This window comes from Streptomyces sp. CA-249302 (assembly GCF_050936785.1).
In the GTDB taxonomy this organism is placed as follows: domain Bacteria; phylum Actinomycetota; class Actinomycetes; order Streptomycetales; family Streptomycetaceae; genus Streptomyces.
The window spans coordinates 5,668,344-5,686,455 of sequence record NZ_JBNJMG010000001.1; the positions used below are offsets into that span (position 1 = coordinate 5,668,344).

13 protein-coding genes are annotated in these 18,112 nt (G+C 73.1%); 5 read left to right on the forward strand and 8 right to left on the reverse strand.

What is annotated here, in order from left to right:
- Positions 1–60 precede the first annotated feature (60 nt).
- The 3 genes from ACQEWB_RS25530 to ACQEWB_RS25540 all read left to right on the forward strand — a co-directional run bounded on the left by ACQEWB_RS25530 (position 61) and on the right by ACQEWB_RS25540 (position 7,663).
- A complete protein-coding gene (locus ACQEWB_RS25530; RefSeq protein WP_432834784.1) occupies positions 61–750 on the forward strand; it encodes a hypothetical protein in 690 nt (229 codons plus the stop codon).
- 66 nt (positions 751–816) lie between these two features.
- Entirely contained in the window at positions 817–2,829 is a 2,013-nt protein-coding gene (locus tag ACQEWB_RS25535) for a flotillin family protein (protein WP_432834785.1), read from the forward strand.
- Positions 2,830–2,938: 109 nt separating this feature from the next.
- The gene (locus ACQEWB_RS25540; protein WP_432834786.1) at positions 2,939–7,663 is read left to right on the forward strand and encodes a DNA repair ATPase; all 4,725 of its coding nucleotides are present in this window, start codon (positions 2,939–2,941) and stop codon (positions 7,661–7,663) included.
- On the opposite strand, the gene ACQEWB_RS25545 is transcribed toward ACQEWB_RS25540, so the two are convergent.
- The 4 genes from ACQEWB_RS25545 to ACQEWB_RS25560 form a co-directional block, all read right to left on the reverse strand.
- Positions 7,603–8,625 (reverse strand): PucR family transcriptional regulator, encoded by a 1,023-nt coding sequence (locus tag ACQEWB_RS25545; protein ID WP_432834787.1) that lies wholly within the window; start codon positions 8,623–8,625, stop codon positions 7,603–7,605. The genes ACQEWB_RS25540 and ACQEWB_RS25545 overlap by 61 nt on opposite strands.
- Before the next feature lie 82 nt (positions 8,626–8,707).
- Entirely contained in the window at positions 8,708–10,852 is a 2,145-nt protein-coding gene (locus tag ACQEWB_RS25550; RefSeq protein WP_432834788.1) for a protein kinase domain-containing protein, read from the reverse strand.
- 132 nt (positions 10,853–10,984) lie between these two features.
- Positions 10,985–11,689 carry a hypothetical protein gene (locus ACQEWB_RS25555; protein ID WP_432834789.1) on the reverse strand — a complete coding sequence of 235 codons (705 nt, stop codon included), beginning with the start codon at positions 11,687–11,689 and terminating at the stop codon, positions 10,985–10,987.
- A 97-nt stretch (positions 11,690–11,786) separates the two neighbouring features.
- Positions 11,787–12,104 (reverse strand): hypothetical protein, encoded by a 318-nt coding sequence (locus tag ACQEWB_RS25560; RefSeq protein ID WP_432834790.1) that lies wholly within the window; start codon positions 12,102–12,104, stop codon positions 11,787–11,789.
- Between the two features lie 267 nt (positions 12,105–12,371).
- Here ACQEWB_RS25560 and ACQEWB_RS25565 point away from each other — a divergent pair, with 267 nt between their 5' ends.
- Together ACQEWB_RS25565 and ACQEWB_RS25570 are read left to right on the forward strand one after the other, a co-directional pair.
- Positions 12,372–12,866, forward strand: coding sequence for a hypothetical protein (locus tag ACQEWB_RS25565; RefSeq protein ID WP_432834792.1), 495 nt, complete (start codon positions 12,372–12,374; stop codon positions 12,864–12,866).
- 499 nt (positions 12,867–13,365) lie between these two features.
- The gene (locus ACQEWB_RS25570) at positions 13,366–14,160 is read left to right on the forward strand and encodes a CAP domain-containing protein (RefSeq protein ID WP_432834793.1); all 795 of its coding nucleotides are present in this window, start codon (positions 13,366–13,368) and stop codon (positions 14,158–14,160) included.
- Positions 14,161–14,175: 15 nt separating this feature from the next.
- Here ACQEWB_RS25570 and ACQEWB_RS25575 read toward each other — a convergent pair whose 3' ends face one another.
- The 4 genes from ACQEWB_RS25575 to ACQEWB_RS25590 form a co-directional block, all read right to left on the reverse strand.
- Positions 14,176–14,778, reverse strand: coding sequence for a hypothetical protein (locus tag ACQEWB_RS25575; RefSeq protein WP_432834794.1), 603 nt, complete (start codon positions 14,776–14,778; stop codon positions 14,176–14,178).
- 160 nt (positions 14,779–14,938) lie between these two features.
- Positions 14,939–16,375 (reverse strand): hypothetical protein, encoded by a 1,437-nt coding sequence (locus ACQEWB_RS25580; protein WP_432834795.1) that lies wholly within the window; start codon positions 16,373–16,375, stop codon positions 14,939–14,941.
- A complete protein-coding gene (locus tag ACQEWB_RS25585; protein ID WP_432834796.1) occupies positions 16,372–17,181 on the reverse strand; it encodes an ABC transporter ATP-binding protein in 810 nt (269 codons plus the stop codon). The genes ACQEWB_RS25580 and ACQEWB_RS25585 overlap by 4 nt, the downstream gene beginning before the upstream one ends.
- A gap of 80 nt (positions 17,182–17,261) precedes the next feature.
- Positions 17,262–18,110 carry a zf-HC2 domain-containing protein gene (locus ACQEWB_RS25590; protein ID WP_432844009.1) on the reverse strand — a complete coding sequence of 283 codons (849 nt, stop codon included), beginning with the start codon at positions 18,108–18,110 and terminating at the stop codon, positions 17,262–17,264.
- Positions 18,111–18,112 lie beyond the last annotated feature (2 nt).

Below are 18,112 nucleotides of genomic sequence, written 5' to 3' on the forward strand. Positions count from 1 at the left end.
CTTGCGCGTGCGGCACACGAAGCGTGGCCGTTCGGGGGATGCGGGGGGCGGGCGAGCAAGGTGGGGGACTTTCTGGGGGCGGTCACGGCGTATCCGACCGTGGTCTTCACCTTCGCGCTCGTCGTGGTGGCCGCCTACTGGCTGTTGGTGCTCCTCGGGGGCGCCCACTTCCACGGGGCGCGCGGGGGACACCACGGCCATGGGCCCGGTGCAGGACACCACGGTCACGGCCACGGCCACGCACAAGGGCACGGGCACGGACACGGCGGTGGGCGGCACGGGCGGCTGCCCTTGCAGCGGGTGCTGGGACTCGGGGGAGTGCCGGTCACCGTGGCGGTGTCGCTGGTGGTGGCCTTAGCCTGGTTCACCGCGCTGACCGGCCGGGTGCTGCTCGGCAGTGGGGATCACGGGGTCCTGCTGCCGGTCGCGCTGGTCGGCGGATGGGCGGGAGCGCGCGTGCTCGCCTGGCCGTTGCGGCGGCTCACGCCCGCTCCCGCCCCGCCGCCCTCGCGCCGCGACTTCGTCGGTCTCGGCTGCGTCATCCGCACCGGCCGGGTCGGCCCCGACTTCGGGCAGGCCGAGGTGCACGCCGTCGACGGCTCCGCCGCGACGATCCAGGTACGCCAGAGCCACGACGACGTGGCCGGACCGGGTGGCGTACTGCGCGCCGGGGCGTCCGCACTCATCTACGACTACGACGCCGAGGGCGAGTTCTTCTGGGTCATGCCCGCCCCGCCGGCCACCGGGTGACCGCGCCCGCGTAGTCCCGTCCGTCCCAACTCCTCATCCACGGCAAGGTCTTCCAAGGGAACCGCCATGTCTGTCGTCACCATCGGAATCGGTGTGCTCGTCGCCGTCCTGCTGCTCATCGGCCTGGGCACGCTGCTGCTCTTCGGCCGGCTGTTCCGCAAGGTGGTCCAGGGCGAGGCCCTGATCGTCTCCAGGCCCAAGAGCGTCGACGTCACCTTCACCGGGGCCCTGGTGCTGCCCATGCTGCACCGCGCGGAGGTCATGGACATCTCGGTGAAGACCATCGAGATCACCCGGACCGGCCGCGAGGGCATGATCTGCCGGGACAACATCCGCGCCGACATCCAGATCACCTTCTTCGTCCGGGTCAACAAGACGGTGGAGGACGTCGTCAAGGTGGCCCAGGCGATCGGCACCGAGCGGGCCAGCCACCAGGAGACCCTCCAGAACCTGTTCAGCGCGAAGTTCGCCGAGGCGCTGCGGACGGTCGGCAAGCAGCTCGACTTCGCCGACCTCTACACCAAGCGCGAGGAGTTCAGGGACCGCATCGTCGCCGCCATCGGCACCGACCTGAACGGCTACCACCTCGAGGACGCGGCGATCGACCACCTCGAACAGACCCCGCTGGGGCAGCTCGACGCGACCAACATCCTGGACGCCCAGGGCATCCGGAAGATCACCGAGCTCACCGCGCTGGAGCACATCCGCACCAACGACTTCCAGCGCAACGAGGAGATGGAGATCACCCGCCAGGACGTGGACGCCCGCGAGGCCGTACTGGAGCTGGAACGGCGGCGCGCGGAGGCGGAGATCCGGCAGCGGAAGGGCATCGAGACCCTGCGCGCCCAGGAGGAGGCGGCCACCGCGCAGGTCCAGGAGGAGGAGCGGCTCAAGGCGCACAGCGCGCTGCTGCGCACCGAGGAACTCCTCGGCGTCCAGCGGGAGAACCAGCAGCGGGAGATCGCGGTCGCCGAGAAGAACCGGGAGCGGGTCCTCGCGGTGGAGGGCGAACGCATCGAGAAGGACCGGCTGTTGGAGGTCGTCAACCGGGAGCGGGAGGTCGAACTCGCCCGCGCCGAGAAGGAGAAGCAGGTCGAGGTCGAGCGCCGGGGCGTGGCCGACGTCGTACGCGAGCGGGTCGCCGTCGAGCGTACGGTCGCGGAGCAGGAGGAGGAGATCAAGCGGGTCCGGGTCGTCCAGGAGGCCGAGCGCAGCCGGCAGGCGGTCATCATCACCGCCGAGGCGGAGGCGCAGGAGCAGCTGGTCAAGGACATCAAGGCGGCCGAGGCCGCCGAACAGGCCGCGCATCTGCGGGCGAAGGAACAGCTGGTGCTGGCCGAGGCCGGGCAGAAGAGCGCCGAGCTGGAGGCCGCCGCCAAGGTACGCCGGGCGGAGGGCGAGCGCGCCATGGCCGGTGCGGCCGGTCTGGCACAGGCCGAGGTCGCGGAGCGCCAGGCGCTGGCCGAGGCGGCCGGCGTACGGGCCCGCCTGGAGGGCGAGGCGGCCGGCCTGAAGGAGAAGGCGGCCGCCATCGAGAAGGTCGGCCTGGCCGAGGCCGCGGTCGCCGAGAGCAAGGCGAACGCCGAGGCGGCCGGCATCCGCGAACGCCTCCTGGGGGAGGCCGCCGGCCTCAAGGAGAAGGCGGCGGCGATGGCCGCACTGGACGAGGTCTCCCGGTCCCACGAGGAGTTCCGCCTGCGCCTGGCCGCCGACAAGGAGGTCCGGATGGCCGCCCTGGAGGTCCAGCGCACGGTCGCCGAGGCCCAGGCGTCGGTGCTGGCCGCCGGCCTGGAGAGCGCGGACATCGACATCGTGGGCGGCGACAGCGTGTTCCTGGAACGCCTGGTGGGTGCCGTGTCCTTCGGCAAGTCGATCGACGGAGCGGTCCAGGGCTCGGAGACGGTACAAGCACTGGCCGCGGAGTGGCTGAACGGTGAGAAGAGCTTCAGCGACGACGCGACGGAGGTGCTGCGCGGGCTCGCGGCGGGCGGCCCCTGGAACCTGGCCCTCCTGATGAAGCTCCTGAACGGCCAGACGAACGGCGACCCGATACAGCTCGCCAACGGCACTACGAAGTAAGGGCGAGGCTCAGCGCCCCGTCAGGGGCGCGGGGCTGTATTGAATCTGCGGCTACCGCCGCGTGAGCGCGACCAGCCACGACGGCGCCGCAGACAACAAAGGAGCAAACATGGGCGTCGAGACCGGCACCTACCAAATCCTGCGGACCCGCCTCTCCGACCGGGCCGCGGAACTCGCCCGCCGCACAACCGAGTTGAACACCCGCCGCCAGCAGACCTTCGGCTCACGCCCACTGAAGCTCACCGGCTCCACAAAGCCCCGCACAGCCGCCGAAGGCATCGCCCGCGGAATCGTCGCGGTGAACCCCGACGTCCTCCTCCTGGGGACGTCGGCCCCCACCCCCCTGTCCCTGCACACCCTCGACGGCTCACCCCTCGCCCCGGACGAAGTCCCCGGCCTCCTCGACGACGACCGCTTCCACCGCGACCTGACCGAACTCCTCCGCTACTACCGGGACGCCCACCTCACCGACCTCCTCCGCACCCCCGCGAACCGCCTCCTCGCCGTCTTCCGTACAGGCGAGAACGACGGTGATCTACGCGTCCTGAGCTGGCAGTTGGGCGAGGACCGCGCCGAATACCTGGGCAACCACGGCGAACGCGACCTCCCCCAGCCGTCCGCCACCGAACTCCCCTGGAAGACGACCGGCCGCGAGAACCACGCCGACGGCCGGATCCTGATCGAGGCCGGCGAGGGCAAGATCTCCGTCGCCACCACCGGAGGCAACCTCACCGTCCACGCGGAACCCGGCAACCGCCCCCTCTTCCGGGAACCCGTCGACGAGCCACTCCAGAGCCTCGCCGACGCCACGGTCGCCCACGCGACCACCGGCCCCCTCCTGCTCCTCCGCATCCGCCCCTACAACGAACCCACCGACCGCCATCTGGTCGTCAACACCCGCACCGGCTCGGTCCGCCGCCACGACTCGCTCGCCCGCGGCGCCCGGCTGCTCCCCGCCGAGCAGGGCCTGATCTTCCCCGGCGGCTACGAACTCGCGGACGGCACCCACCGCGCCTTCCGCATCGACGGCGACGGCGACACCGCCGCCGACGGCCTGCGCTTCGACGCCGTACTCCCCGCCCCCAACGGCGAGGACCTCCTCTATGTCCTGCGCCGCCCGGGCCGCGCCCAGGTGCTGCTCCTCCCGTGGAACACCGTCCGCCGGGAGGCCGCCGGCGCCCTGCACGCGGCCGCGCACACGCTCCTCCCCGACGGCACCCTCGTACTGCTGAAACCCGACCGCGAGCCGGTGCGCACGCACGAACTCCAGGTGTGGCACACGCCGTTCCAGTCCGCCGAGTACGCCGCAGCGCAGCCGGTCGGCGACGGCCCGCTGGAGCGGATCGGCAACGCCGACCTGGTGCGCGGGATCGCCGAGTGCCTCGATGTCGTGCGTACGGCGGCCGCCGCCGCGCCCGAGAACCAGGCCACGGCCGCACCGGAGCTGATCCTCGACATCTGCGCCAAGGCGGCGGACCGCCACTACTGGCTCGCCGACACCGGCCTGCTCGAACCGCTCGCCGAACTCCGGGAAGCCGCCGACCAGTTGGCCGCCGAGCAGGGCAGGATCCGGCAGCTCGCCGCCCGGGCGGCCGAGGAGCTGGACCGGGCGCGCGAGGAGGCCGCGGGGCTGGTACGCCGGTCCCGTGGCGAACCGCCCGCCGACGCGGACGCCTGGACCGCGCTGCTCGCCGAACTCCGCCGCGCCCAGGGCCGTACCCGCACCCTGCGTGAACTGCCCCAGCTCGACCCGGCCGCGCTGGACCGGGTCGAGGCCGACCTCGCCGACGAGCTCGCCGCGGCGACCGAGCGGGCCTTCGCGTTCTTCGCCGGTCCCGACGCCTTCGCCGCTCCGCTCGCCGCCGCCGTGCGCGTCGCCGAGGACGCCGGGTCGGTGGCCACCGCCGCCGAGGCCGAGCGGCTGGCCGACGGGCTCACCGAGCAGGCGGACGCCCTGGCCACCGTCACCGACCTGGTCACCGGCACGGTCACCGCCGATCCGAGCGCGACCACGGCCGTGCTGCTGGCCATCGGCGAGGTCCTGGCCGCGGTCAACCGCGCCCGCGCGGTGCTCGCGGGCCGCCGCCGGGTCCTGCTGGACGCCGAGCACCGCGCCGCCCACGCCGCCGAGTCGGCCCTGCTGGCCCAGGCGACGACCGCCGCCCTGGCCGCCGCCGACTCCCCGGGCGCCTGCGACGACCAACTCGCCCGGCTGCTGCTGCGGTTGGACGCGCTGGAGGCCCGTTTCGCCGAGGCCGAGGACCTCGCCGCCGACCTGGCCCTGCGCCGCGAGGAGATCCAGCAGGCGTTCGCCGCCCGCCGCCAGACCCTGCTGGACGAGGCCGCCGCCCGCGCCGAGCGCGTCGCCGCCTCCGCGCTACGGGCCCTGGAGGCGCTGCGCCGCCGGCTCGCCGGGCTCGGTTCGGCGGCCGACATCCACGCGGCGCAGGCCGCCGACCCGATGGCGCTGCGTGTCCGGGCCGCCGCCGGGGAGCTGCGCGGTCTCGACGACCAGGTGCGCGCCCAGGAGTTGGAGGACGGTCTGCTCGACGCCGTCCGCACCGCCCTGCGCGAGCTGCGCGACCGGGCCGATCTGACCGAGGACGGCGGGGCCGCCGTACGGCTGGGACGGCACCGGTTCGCCGTCCGTCGCGAACCGGTGGAACTCACCCTCCAGCCGGACGGGGACGGCCTCGCCTTCGCCGTCACCGGCACGGGATACCGCCGGTCCGCCCACCTCCCCGAGCTGCTGGCCGGACGCGAGTTCTGGACGCAGCCGCTGGTCAGCGAGTCACCGACGCTCTACCGTGCCGAGTACCTGGCCGCTTCCCTGCTCCCCGCGGTCACCGACGAGGAGCAGTTGCTCGACCAGGTCCGGCGAGCCGCCGAGAGCGCCTACGACGAGGGGTACGAGCGAGGCGTCCACGATCACGACGCCACCGCCATCCTCGGCGCGCTGCTGCGGCTGCGGGCCGGGGCCGGGCTTCTTGAGCACCCCGCCGAAGTCCGCGCCACCGCCCAGCTGTTCTGGGCGCACGCCACGACCGACGCCCGGCGGGCAGCCTGGCAGCGCCGGGCCCGATCCCTGGCGCGGGCCCGCGCCCGGTTCGGGCCCGCCGGTGCCGCGTCCGCCTGGTCCGAGCTGGCGGCGGAACTCGCGTACGCGGTGGGCGAGTTCACCGCCTCCGCCGGGCTGCCGCCGGCGGCACGTGCGGGGGAGTACCTGGCGGCCGAACTCGCCGATCCCCACGAGGGGTTCGCCACCGGCACCGCCGTACGCACCCTCCTCGACGGCTTCCGTCACACGGACGCCGCGCCCGCCCTCACCGCGGACCTGGACGCCCTCGGCGCCGACCTCCCCGCGCGCCGCCAACTCGCCGCCGCCTGGCTGGGGTCGTACGCCGACGCGCACGGGGAGGGGGAGGGTGTGCCGGAGGCGGTGGCCCAGCTGTGCGCGCCCGACCTGCCGCGTTACGAGATCACCGGGTCCGTCGCCGAGACCGTCGACGGCCTCCTCGGCGTCCACCCGCGAGTCCACGGTGGCCGGTTGGCCGTGCGTATCGACGAACTGCCGTACAAGGCAAGGGAGTTCAGGGAGGAGCGAGCCCCTGCCTTCCGTGCATTCCAGCGGCGGCGTGCGGACGTGCTGGCCGCCGAGCGGGCCCGGCTGCGGCTGGACGACCACCGGCCCCGCCCGCTCGCCGGGTTCGTCCGCAACCAGCTCATCGACCAGGTCTACCTGCCCCTCGTCGGCGACAACCTGGCCAAGCAGCTCGGCACCCTCGACCCCGCCGGCCCCGCCGACCGCAGCGGTCTGCTGCTGCTCCTCTCCCCGCCCGGGTACGGCAAGACGACCCTCCTCGAGTACGTCGCCGACCGGCTCGGACTGCTCATGGTCCGGGTCGACGGCCCCGCGCTCGGCACCGGCACCACCTCGCTCGACCCCGACCGAGCCCCCGACGCCGCGGCCCGGCGCGAGGTCGAGAAGATCGTGTTCGCACTGGAGGCGGGCAGCAACGTCCTGCTGTACCTGGACGACATCCAGCACGTCTCCGCCGAACTCCTCCAGAAATTCATCCCGTTGTGCGACGCCCAGCGCCGGATCGAGGCCGTCGGCGACGGTGTCGCCCGCAGCTTCGACCTGCGCGGGCGCCGCTTCGCGGTCTGCCTCGCGGGAAACCCGTACACCGCGAACGGGCGGCGCTTCCGGATCCCCGACATGCTCGCCAACCGGGCCGACGTCTGGAACCTCGGCGAGGTGCTCGGCGGTCACGAGGACCTGTTCGCGCTCTCCTTCCTGGAGAACGCCCTCGCCGCCAACCCCGTCCTCGCCCCGCTCGCCGGAGCCGACCCGGCCGACCTGCGCCTGCTGGTCGCCCTCGCCGACGGCGACCCGGCGGCACAGGCCGACCAACTCTCCCATCCAGTAGGGGAGTTGGACCGGGTGCTGGCCACCCTCACCCATCTGCGCGCCGTCCAGCGGACGGTCCTCGCCGTCAACCGCGCCTACATCGCCTCCGCCGCCCAGGAGGACACCGACCGCCTCGAACCGCCGTTCCTGCTCCAGGGCTCGTACCGCACCATGGCGCAGCTCGCCGCCCGGATCGACCCCGTGCAGAGCGAGGCCGAGGTCGAGACCCTGCTCGACGACCACTACCTCGCCGAGGCGCAGACCCTGGGCAGTGCGGCCGAGGCCAACCTGCTGAAGCTCGCCCGGCTCCGCAGCCGTAGCACACCCGAACAGGCGGCCCGGTGGGGCGAGTTGCGCACCGCCTACGTCTCCTCCGGCCACCCCAGCAGCCGCGCGCCGAACACCGCCGTCTCCAGGGTGTAGCGCTGGAGTGCGTCGTCCGGATCGAGACCCGTCAGCCGTACGACGTGTGCGATGCGGTAGGCCAGCGCGCGCACGCTCAGCCCCAGTCGCCGGGCGGCCTCCGCGGCGACGTAGCGCGAATCGGCGTACGCGGTCAGCGTCTCCAGCAGCGGACCGGCCCCGCCGCGGGCCGTCCGCAGCGGGCCGAGCACCCCGCGCACCAGCTCGGCGAGGGCCTCCCGGTCCCGCAGCAGCACCGGCAGGACCAGCAGGTCGGCGGCGCGCAACAGCGGTCCGGGCAGCCCGAGTTGGGCCGCCTGGTCCAGCGCGGTGCGGGCCTCCTCGTAGGAGTGGACGACCCCGCCGGGCCCGCCGTGCGGACGGCCCACGACGACCCGGCGGCCCTGCGTCAGCTCCGCGAACGCCTTGACCGCCGCGTCCTCGCCCGGCCCCGACGGCACGATGCACACCAGCCGCCCGTGCTTCACCGCCAGCAGGATCTCCTGCTCGCCGAACCGCCCGAGCAGCCGCCGCTCCAGCGCCCGTACCGAGGGATCCTCCGGGTCGTAGCCGTCGCCCTCGGCGACCGCGACGACATGCGCGCAGGCCAGGTTGAGCCCGAAGCGCTCGGCGTGCTCGGCCAGCCGGCCCAGGTCGCTGCGGCTGCTCAGCAGGTCCGCGACGAACTCCCGCCGCCCGGTCTCCTCCCGGTGCAGCCGCTCCCGGTACGCCCGCCCGTGCCCCGCGGCGAGCGCGGCCACCGCCGCCCGCAGCGCCGCCATCGACGAGGCGTCGACCGGCTGCCCCTCCCAGACCCGGCCGGTCTCGGCGAGCCGCTCGTCGACCAGCTCGCCGAGCCCCCGCCCCTCCTCGGCGGCCCGGTCTCCGTACGCGCGCAGTGCCTCCAACTCCTCGCGCCGCAGCCGCCGTCCGCTCCGCGCCACGTCCGCCAACAGCCGCGCCCAGGCGCCGTCCTCGGTCAACTCCCGTCTCCTCCCCCGCACACCGCGGCCCCCGCACACCGCGAGAGCGACGCGCCAGCGTACGCCGGGACACTCGGGCCGATCAGTGCCGGGTGGGTGCGTCCGGGTTGCGGGAGAAGGCCGTGTCTCCGGCCAGGGCCACGATCGCGTCCTTGACGAGCAGCACACGCGGCGGGGTGTCCTGTGCCTTGTCCCCGGGGTCGTCCAGCGCGGAGGTACGCCACACCTCCGCCCCGGTGCGGCTGTCCAGCGCCAGCAGGCGGCCGAAGCGGTTCGAGAAATAGACCCGCTTGTACGTGGCCGACACCGCCGGCGCTGACAGGCTCTCCATCTCCGTCGTCCGCTGCCAGAGCTGCCTGCCGCTGTCCGCCGACACCGCGGTGACCGTCCCGTCGGACCGGACGAAGTAGACGACGCCGTCCACCAGGGTGGCCGCGCCGGTCAGCGGACGGGCCAGCGGTGTCCGTTCGACCTTGTTGTTCTCCAGGTCCACGCGCAGCAGCGCGTTGTACGGCCGTTCGTACCCGCCGTCGTACACGTCCTTCGCGGTCTGCGGCGCGAGGAACAGCGGCTGCCCGCCGACGGCGCCGAGTGCCGGCGACTTCTCGGGCAGGGTGACGGTCGAGGTGAGGCTGCCGGGCCCGAGCTTCATCAGTTCGACCGGGGCCTCGCCGGGCTCGGTGCCGGCCGTGCACAGGGCGTAGGGCTTGCCGCCCAGCGCCGACGGGGTGCAGATCTCGTCCAGCGAGGGTGCCCGCCACAGTTCCCTGCCGGAGGGGCTGTAGGCGACGAACTCCGAGGCGTCCGGAGACAGGGCCAGCAGTCCGCCGTCGTACGGGACCGCCGGCTCGGTCGCGCTGATGTCGCGCTGCCACCGCCGCTTCCCCGTGTCCGCGTCGAGGGCCACCAGGCGTCTGTTCGTCCCGTCCGGTTCGTCGTAGACGTAGACCAGCCCGTCGCGCACGCCGATCGGCTGCGCCTCCGTCGGGCGGGTGCCCGCCCGCCAGTCGACGTGGCCCGAGGACGCGTCGACCTTCGCGACCGTGAAGCCCGTACCGCCGCAGAACAGGGCGGTTCCCGCCGCGACGCATCCGGGGCCGTCGTATTCGAGGGGGACGCCCTTCACGTCGTACCGCAGGGCAGTGGTCCACGGTCGCCAGCCGGTGGGCAGCGACGCCGTGCGGGCGGTGGCGGTGGCGGACGCGGCGGAGGCGGTGGTGGTGTCCCCGGTCGACAGGTGGAACTCCACCGCGGCGACCAGCCCGGCGACGGCCAGCACCGCGCCGACGCCGGTGAGCAGTATCCGGGGGAACCGCCGCCTGCCGGTGCCGGTCGCGGCGGTGGTGGCCGCGCCCCGAGGGGTGGGTCGGGGCCGGGGTCTCGTGGCGCCCCCGGCCCGCTCACGCGCGGTGGCGTCGGATTCGGGCAGCGCCAGGAACATGCGGTGCAGATCGGCCGGTCGGGGCCGTGCCGCGGGGTCCTTGTCCAGGCAGCGCAGGATCACGTCCAGGAGCTCTTCGGGCACCCCGTCGAGGTCCGGGGGCTCGTACATCACCTGGTAGCCGGTCATGTACGGGGTGTCGGCGTCGAAGGGCCCCGTCCCGACGGCCGCGAACACCAGCAGCGACCCCAGCGAGAAGACGTCCGAGGCCGGGGTGACCTCGCGGGGCGAGGCGAGCTGTTCCGGCGACATGAAGGGCGGGGTCCCGATCATGTTCCCGGTCATGGTGAGCTGCTGGTTGTCGGAGGCGCGCGATATGCCGAAGTCGATGACGCGCGGCCCGTCCTCGGTCATCAGGACGTTGCCCGGCTTGAGGTCCCGGTGCACCAGACCCGCCCGGTGGATGTCCCGCAGCGCCTCGGCGAGGCCCAGCCCGAGCGTGCGCAGCTGCCGCAGGCTCAACGGGCCGTCCTTCGCGACGACTTCCGCGAGGCTGAGGCCCGGTACGTAGAGCGTCGCCATCCACGGGCGCTCGGCGTCCGGGTCGGCGTCCAGGACCGGCGCGGTGAAGGCGCCGCTCACCTTGCGCGCCGCCGCGATCTCCTGCCGGAAGCGCGTCCGGAACTCCTCCTCCTGGGCATACGGCCCGTGCACGACCTTGACCGCGACCTGGCGTCCCGAGGCGGAGACGCCCAGATAGACGACGCCCATGCCGCCCGAGCCGAGCCGGTGCCGTAGTGCGTACCCGCCTATGGACTCCGGGTCCCCGGTGTTCAGGGGCGTCATCGCGGATCATCCTTCCCAGCGCCTGCCTGCGTCACGGGGATCAGGGTAGGTGTTCGAGTCGGCGGGCATCGTGCTCGGGCCGCGGTCGCCACACCGCCGTCCGTGCGCACGCCGTCTGCGCCACGGTGGCGCTCAGTTGCCGGTCCGCGGTGAGGAAACCAGGAGCGCGCGGCGGATTCTGTGGGCGAACTCGTGTACGGGGTGCTGTTCGGTGGCGCCGGTGGACGGGGTGTCGAGGACCGTGTCGACCAGGCGGAGGGCCTGTTGGATGACCGTGCCTCGGTGGGCGTAGCCGTCGAGGAGGGCGTCGATGTTGTTCGACCGGCTGGTCGTGGGGCGGACGTCAGCGCTCCTCCGAGTGAGCGTCAGCGAGCGTATGTGCTGGTACTTCTCGTCGGTGGAGCTGCCGTCCCACTGCACGTGCGGGTCGGTGAACGGCACGGTCGTCACGTGCTCGAACAGCTCGGCGTCGCGCGGTGCGATCCGCCAGCGGAGCCTGTGCCCCCCGATGTCGAGGCACAGCAGCTGCCAGCCGGGCTCGTCGACATCGGTTGCGGCGGTCCGGAAGGCGTCGTAGGGGTGGAGGGCGGCGAGCCAGCCGAGGAGATGGGCTCGCTCCCGGTACACGCCGGTCAACTCGTCGTCCGTGTCGGAGAGTTGGGGGAGGCCGAGACCCGCGACCAGCTCGTCGAACCGGTCGCGTTCGGCCGTGAGGAACGCGGCCTCGTCCTGAGCGGGCGTACCGGGCACGGTGGCGCGGCCCGGCGGGCTCAGGCTGTAGACGATGGAGTAGCCGGACAGGCACAGCACGCCGACGATGAGCAGAAACAGGATCACGGCCTTGCTCCGGTGATGTTCGCGTTGATGTTCGCGGTGATGTTCGCGGTGATGTTCGCGGTGGTTGCGGGACGGGCGGGCGGCAGGTGAACCGCGGTCATCCGGCGGCCTGTCGGCAGGGATGGGCACGCACGCTGCCGTCGCGCTTCGGCTGGAAGACCCGTCCGCAGCCGGGGCAGGGGAGCGGTTGGTCGCCGGGTTCGATCAGGGCCGCGATCGTGGTGTCGAGGTCGAGCCAGACCAGGAGGGTGACGAGCGCGTCGGCCTCCAGGGACTGGCCGTTGGCGATCCGGCTGAACGTGGCCGGAGCGAGCCGCGTCTGCCGGGCGACCCCGCGCCAGGTGAGGCCGAGTTCACGGCGCCGGGTGTCGAGACGGCGGTGGAGTCGGGGGACGTCCAGGCGATGGGTGCTCACGAGGTGCGCCTCCCGCCCGGGATGCCCGCGGGGCAGGTCTCCCGTCGCGCGGGTCGCGGCGGCCGGCGACGGGGAAGTCGGTGTGCATGGACGTATGCCTCCTGTGGGTTCGGGGCCCGGTCGGGGGTTCGTCCAGTGAGAGTTCGGAGGGGCGGGAGTTATTACGCGAAACCGGAGAGATCTTTTCGGGGGCTGAGCCGGCGGCCTCCTGTATCGTCCGTCCGCACCGGAGCACGGTCCTCGTCCACCGGCGGAAGGGCGGCTCTCATGGCGGGTGAACTGCGGCCGGGGCGCGCCGAGATGAACAGGCTCACCACGACACTGCGCATCACCGGCGAACCGGCGTCGGTGGTCTCGCTACAGGACGGCCAACAGCGGCAGGCCATCTGGCGCGGCTCCGATCCGTCGGTGGGCGGCGACCCCCGGCTGAAGGTCGACTTCAGCAGCGGGCCGGCCCTCCTGTACGCCGACCGGGCGCAGCGGCGACAGGTGGGCGAGCGCCTCGGGAACACCGTGCGGCTGTGGTCCGAGGAGTACCGCGTCCACCGCCAATGGCTCTGGCCGAAGCTGAGCTTCACGGTGACCACCGGTGGACGCACCGTGCTGCGGGCCCGCGAGCGGCTCAGACCCGCCGACGGCGCCCGCACCTTCGACACGCACAGCGACCCCTCGCTCGACCCGGTCGTCACACTCGCGCTGATCCTGCTGGAGGGCCGGCCCCACAGGATGCGCCTGGGCCGCGGCCACGCCGACCCGCTCTGAGTCGCGGGGATGTGCACTCATGGATGGCTCCTGGAAGGGGCTGTGCCGGAACTACCTCCTGGTTGCCGCTCGGCCTTGGCAGGTTGCCGCGTTGAGGCAAGAAATTCGGCGGTCGGCATTCACGGAAGACCCGCGACTTTCCACACCTCGATTTGAAGTGATGTGTGTCACGCCGGGATTGTCCGCGTTGATGCCGAGGTAGCGGATTACCGAAGGTAATAACTCTTCTCTTTTGAACCCGAATCGGGAGCTTGCCGTCACGGGCAGGTAATTCAAGCGACCTCTCCGGCCCGTGATCGGATTTGCGAAAGGGTGTTCTCGCCCTGGTCGCGGCTGCCCTTCGGACGTCCGGGAGGGGCGCGCGGACGGCTGGATCCGCGGCCCTTCGTATCCCGGGTGAGCCCTGCGGCAGCCGTACGAGTGTTCGTTGCCTCCTGCGCCGGGCGGTCCCCATAATCCGGATTCCCGCCAACCGACGGACCACCGAATGGGGTCACATATGACCAAGCATCGCCAGAAACCGAAGCGTTCGAAGCGCCGGAAGATAGCCGGTGCCGCGGCCCTCGTGGTGGCTGCCGGCGCCGTGGTCGTTCCCTCGGTCGCCCAGGCGAGCGACAGCGGCTCGGGGGGCTGGAGCATCGTCTCGTTCTCCTGGTGGGGCTGGGGCACATCGCATACGCGAACCAGTCCGGCGCCGTCGCCTTCGGCCGTCGCGTCGACGGCGGTGTCCGCGTCGGCGTCCGCCTCGGCCACGCCCGCCGCGTCCGGCACCCCCAGCGCGTCGCCTTCGGCGTCCGGCAGCCCGACGGCCACGGCCACGGCCACCGCCGAGCCGTCGAACTCGGCGACTTCGGCGCCGAGTTCGGCTGCGCCGAAGTCCAGCAGCAGCCCCACCGCCACCGCCGGCAGCGCGGACCCGAGCCCCACGGACCGTGTGCTGGTCCTCGTCAACGCCGAACGTGCGAAGGCCGGTTGCTCGGCGCTGACCGAGAACGCCAAGCTGACCAAGGCCGCTCAGGACCACAGCCAGGACCAGGCCGATCACCAGAACATGTCCCACACCGGTTCCGACGGCTCGTCCATGAGCGATCGACTTGCGCGCGTCGGCTACGCGTTCAGGACGGCCGGCGAGAACGTCGCCTACGGGTACGACTCTCCCGAGAGCGTCATGGACGGCTGGATGAACAGCGACGGCCACCGGGCCAACATCCTCAACTGCTCCTTCAAGGAGATCGGCATCGGCCTGGCACAGCCCGGCAACTACTGGACCCAGGACTTCGGGTCCACCTCGTAACCGCACCCGCACTCGCTACCGTCTCGGTCCGGCGAAGGCGTAGGCCGTGGTGCCGGCGACCGTGAGGACCAGGGCCGTCCAGGTGCCCGGTGCCGTGCCGGGGGGCAGCAACATCCAGGTCGCCACCTGCATCGGCGTACTCGTGGCGGGCGGGGCGAAGAACGAGAACGACAGCCAGGCGAAGGGCAGGGTCCACGCGTACTGGCCACCCGACAGCGCCGCGCCCAGGGCGACCAGCCCCGTCAGTCCCGCGCTGTCCCGGACGACGAACGCGGTGGTGCCCATCGCCCCGTCCGCCCCGCCCATAGCCTGCACGGTCAGCAGCACCCCGGCGACGACCGCCCCGGCGAGCAGCACATGCGCGGCCCGCCGGGGCACCCAGCGGATCGCGGCCGTCCGGTCCAACGCGAGATCCTGCCCACCGAGCCCGGTCGAGACCGCCATCGCCCCCGCGGCGAGCACGAGCACGGGCAACCGCGGATCACCGGCTCCCCCGCCCCCGCCTCCGCTCCCGCCCCCGTCCCGGGCGAGCGCCCACACCGCCACCGCACTGATCACCACCACGGCGAACGCCGCCGGCACCTGCCGCGAACGCAAGTACAGCGCCAGCCACCTCATCCCACCGCACCGCCGTCCAGCCGCCGCCGCGTCGCACCGTCGTCCAGCCGTCGTCGTGCCGCGCCATCGTTCAGCCGTCGTCGTGCCGGACGGTCGTTCAGCTGTCGCTGTGCTGCACCGCCGTCCAGCCCTCGCCGCACCACCGTTCCGCCGTTCCACCTCACCGCGCCGCACCCCCCTTCAGCGCCTCAAGCGCGTCCCCCTCGCAGGACAGCGCGGCGGCGCGCATCGCCTCGATGCGTGTGAGCTGCTCGGCCCGGGGCAGTGCCCTGAGCTTCTTCCATACCGGGCGGGCCAGTTCGACGGCGTCGTCCCGCATGGCGTCGGACGCGCCCGCCAGCGGCTGGAGGTCCCCCAGGACCCAGCCCGCCGCGACGTCCTGCGCGGCGAGATCCCCGCTCGTACCGCTCCAGCCGCTCGGAGAGCACGTCGGCGCGATGCCTTCGGCGACCAGCGCCCGGATCAGCTCCCCACCCTTCGCGTCCCCACCCTTCGCGTCCCCACCCTCCGCGTCACCTTTCGCCGCGGCGATGATGTCGTCGTCGAAGTCGAAGAGCACGGTCGTGCGGGACCACTTCGGCAGGGAGCCTTCCGGCAGTACGGCGGTGCTCTCCCGCACCGAGACCGGCGCCCCGCCGCCCAGGGCGCCGTGCAGCAGACGTAGCACCTCCTTACCGGGACCCGCGAGGTCGGCGAGCCGACCCCGGTGCGCCCCGGCCACGCACACCGGGCCGTCGCACACCGGCTCGGCGGCGGCCGCGTCGACGACGTACATCCGGTGCGGGTCGGAGGGGAGGACGAGCAGGGCGAGTGCTGCCCCGGCCACGACGGGTGTGAGGGCGACCAGCCGGGCGCGCGGGGTCGCGGCGACGAGCAGCGCGAAGCCGGTCGCGGCCATGCCGAGCAGCCAGATCGTCTGCCCGACGTGCACGGCGGCGGAGAGCGTGACGAACACGTCGTGCACCTCGTCCACCGTCGGTGACAGCAGGGACACCTGTTTCGGCTCGCTCGTCGTGAGGCCGTCCGCCGCGGCCGTCTCCGTCCGGCCCAGCGACATGTTCATGAGGGCCGTGAACGCGAACGCGCCCATGGCCGTCGCGGGCGGGGTGAGCGCGGACGGCAGGGCCCGCCCGATCCCCATGCCCAGCACGGCCCCGGCGACCAGGAAGAGCGCCCCGACCAGCGAGATCGGCAGCCAACCGAGGTGCGTGTAGGCGGTGTTGGCGAGCACCTGCACCCCGCCCACGAGGACGAGCAGCGCGAAGGCCGAGGCCAGGGTCGTCGCCGTCGTGCCCGCCGAGGCGGCCGCGCGGTGCCAGGCGGGCCTCGGTGTGCTGGTCAGCAGCTCGGACATCCTCGAGCGGTGGTCGCGCAGGCCCTGGAGTGCCCCGAGCCCGACGGCCAGCGGCCACAGGTAGAACAGCAGGGCGCGGGTCCACAGCGCCAGGGACGTCCACTGGGCCGTCCACGCCGTGGTGCCCCTGCCCCACGCGCCGTTCACCAGGTACAGGAACGCGAGCGCGCCGGTCAGGACGACGGCGCCGGCCCACGGGGCGACGGAGCGCCGCAACTCGATGCGCAGGACACGGACGTTCACCAGGTACCCCTCGCCTGCCCGGGGTACTGGAGCAGCGCCGAGTAGCCGCGCTCCAGCGGACTGTCGCCCACGTCCTCGGGGCCGCCCACCGAGGCCAGCTCGTCGGGCGGCCCCTGGAAGACCAGCCGGCCCTCGGCGAAGACCACCACGTCGGTGCAGGCGGCGGCGACGTCCTCCACCAGGTGGGTGGAGACGACCACGCAGGTGTCCGTGCCCAACTCCTGGAGCAGTTCGCGGAAGCGGAGCCGCTGCGCCGGGTCCAGACCGACCGTCGGCTCGTCCAGCAGCAGGATCGTCGGGTCGTTGACGATGGCCTGGGCGATGCCCACCCGCCGCACCATGCCGCCGGACAGCGTCTTCATCCGCGAGTCGGCACGGTCCGCCAGCCCCACCCGCTCCACGGCGCGCTGCACCGCCCCGGGGATGTCCGCCTTGGGCACCTCTTTCAGCCACGCCATGTACTCGACGAACTCGCGCACCGTGAAGCGCTTGTAGTAGCCGAACTCCTGTGGCAGATAGCCGATACGGCGGCGCAGCGCACGGTGTTCACCCCTGCCGCCCGCGGACTCGCCGAGCAGCTCCAGGCTGCCCTCGGTGGGGCGCAGCACGGTGGCCAGCGTCCGGATGAGGGTGGTCTTGCCCGCCCCGTTGGGGCCGAGGAGCCCGTGCACACCGGTGCCGAGCGACAGGTCGAGCCCGTCGACGGCCATCCGTTTCCGGCCGACCCTGACCTTCAGCCCCGTGGCCCGGATCTCCCAGGCGTAGGCCGTCGGCGCGATGTCGGCCGCGCTCACCGCGGGCGTCATGTGCTGGTCCTTTCCAACGATCTTTCCAATGGTCTCTCCGCTGGTCTTTCCGATTGACTTTCCGATCGTCTTTCCGCTGGTCAACGGTGGGCTCCCAGCACGGAGTACGCGCCCCTGCGGGCGATCACGACACCGGTGGCGAGCGCGAGGATCAGCCCCCACACGGGCAGACCGCCCGAGTGCAGGGCGAAGGAGGTACGGCTGGTGGCCAGGGTCGGCGCCACGATCACCGCGGCCCACACGGCCACCAGCGAGGCGGCCGCCCGGGTCACCCCGACGACACCGCCGAGCGCCAGGGTCGCCGAGGTGAAGGCCAGACAGGGCAGCAGCCACTGCGCCGCCGTCACCCCCGTCACCCAGCCGGCCACCAGCAGCGCGGGCACGACCACGGCGAGCACGGACGCCGTGCGCCGCAGCACCAGGTGGAGCCCGGCCCGGGGCGCCGACGCCGTCAGCTCGTACGCCGGGTCGAGGCCGCGCGACCACGAGGCCGCGACGCCGAGCACCGGCAGGACCGGGGCGAGCAGCAGCACCAGCGACACATGGCCGAAGCCGAAGCCGGTGCCGAAGCCGGTGCCGGTGTCGGCCAGGTCGAGCAGCAGCGCGAGCAGCGTCACGCTGAGGACCATGGCCAGCCACGGCGCCATCACCGGCGTAAGCCAGCCCGACAGCCGCACCGAGCGGTGCCGTCGGCGCGACACCGGGGCGACGGCGCCCAGTTGGGGTTCGAGGCCGGACCACACGGTGTCGACCAGCGCCGTCACGTCCGGCACCTGCGCCGCGACAACGGCCGACAGCCGGTCCCGGCACACCCCGCACGTCTCCAGATGGGCCTCCAGGGCCCACACCTCGTCGGCGGCCAGGCTGTCGTCCGCGCCGCCGCGCACGTAACCGTCGATGATCCGCACCGACGCGTGCTCCATGCCCATGC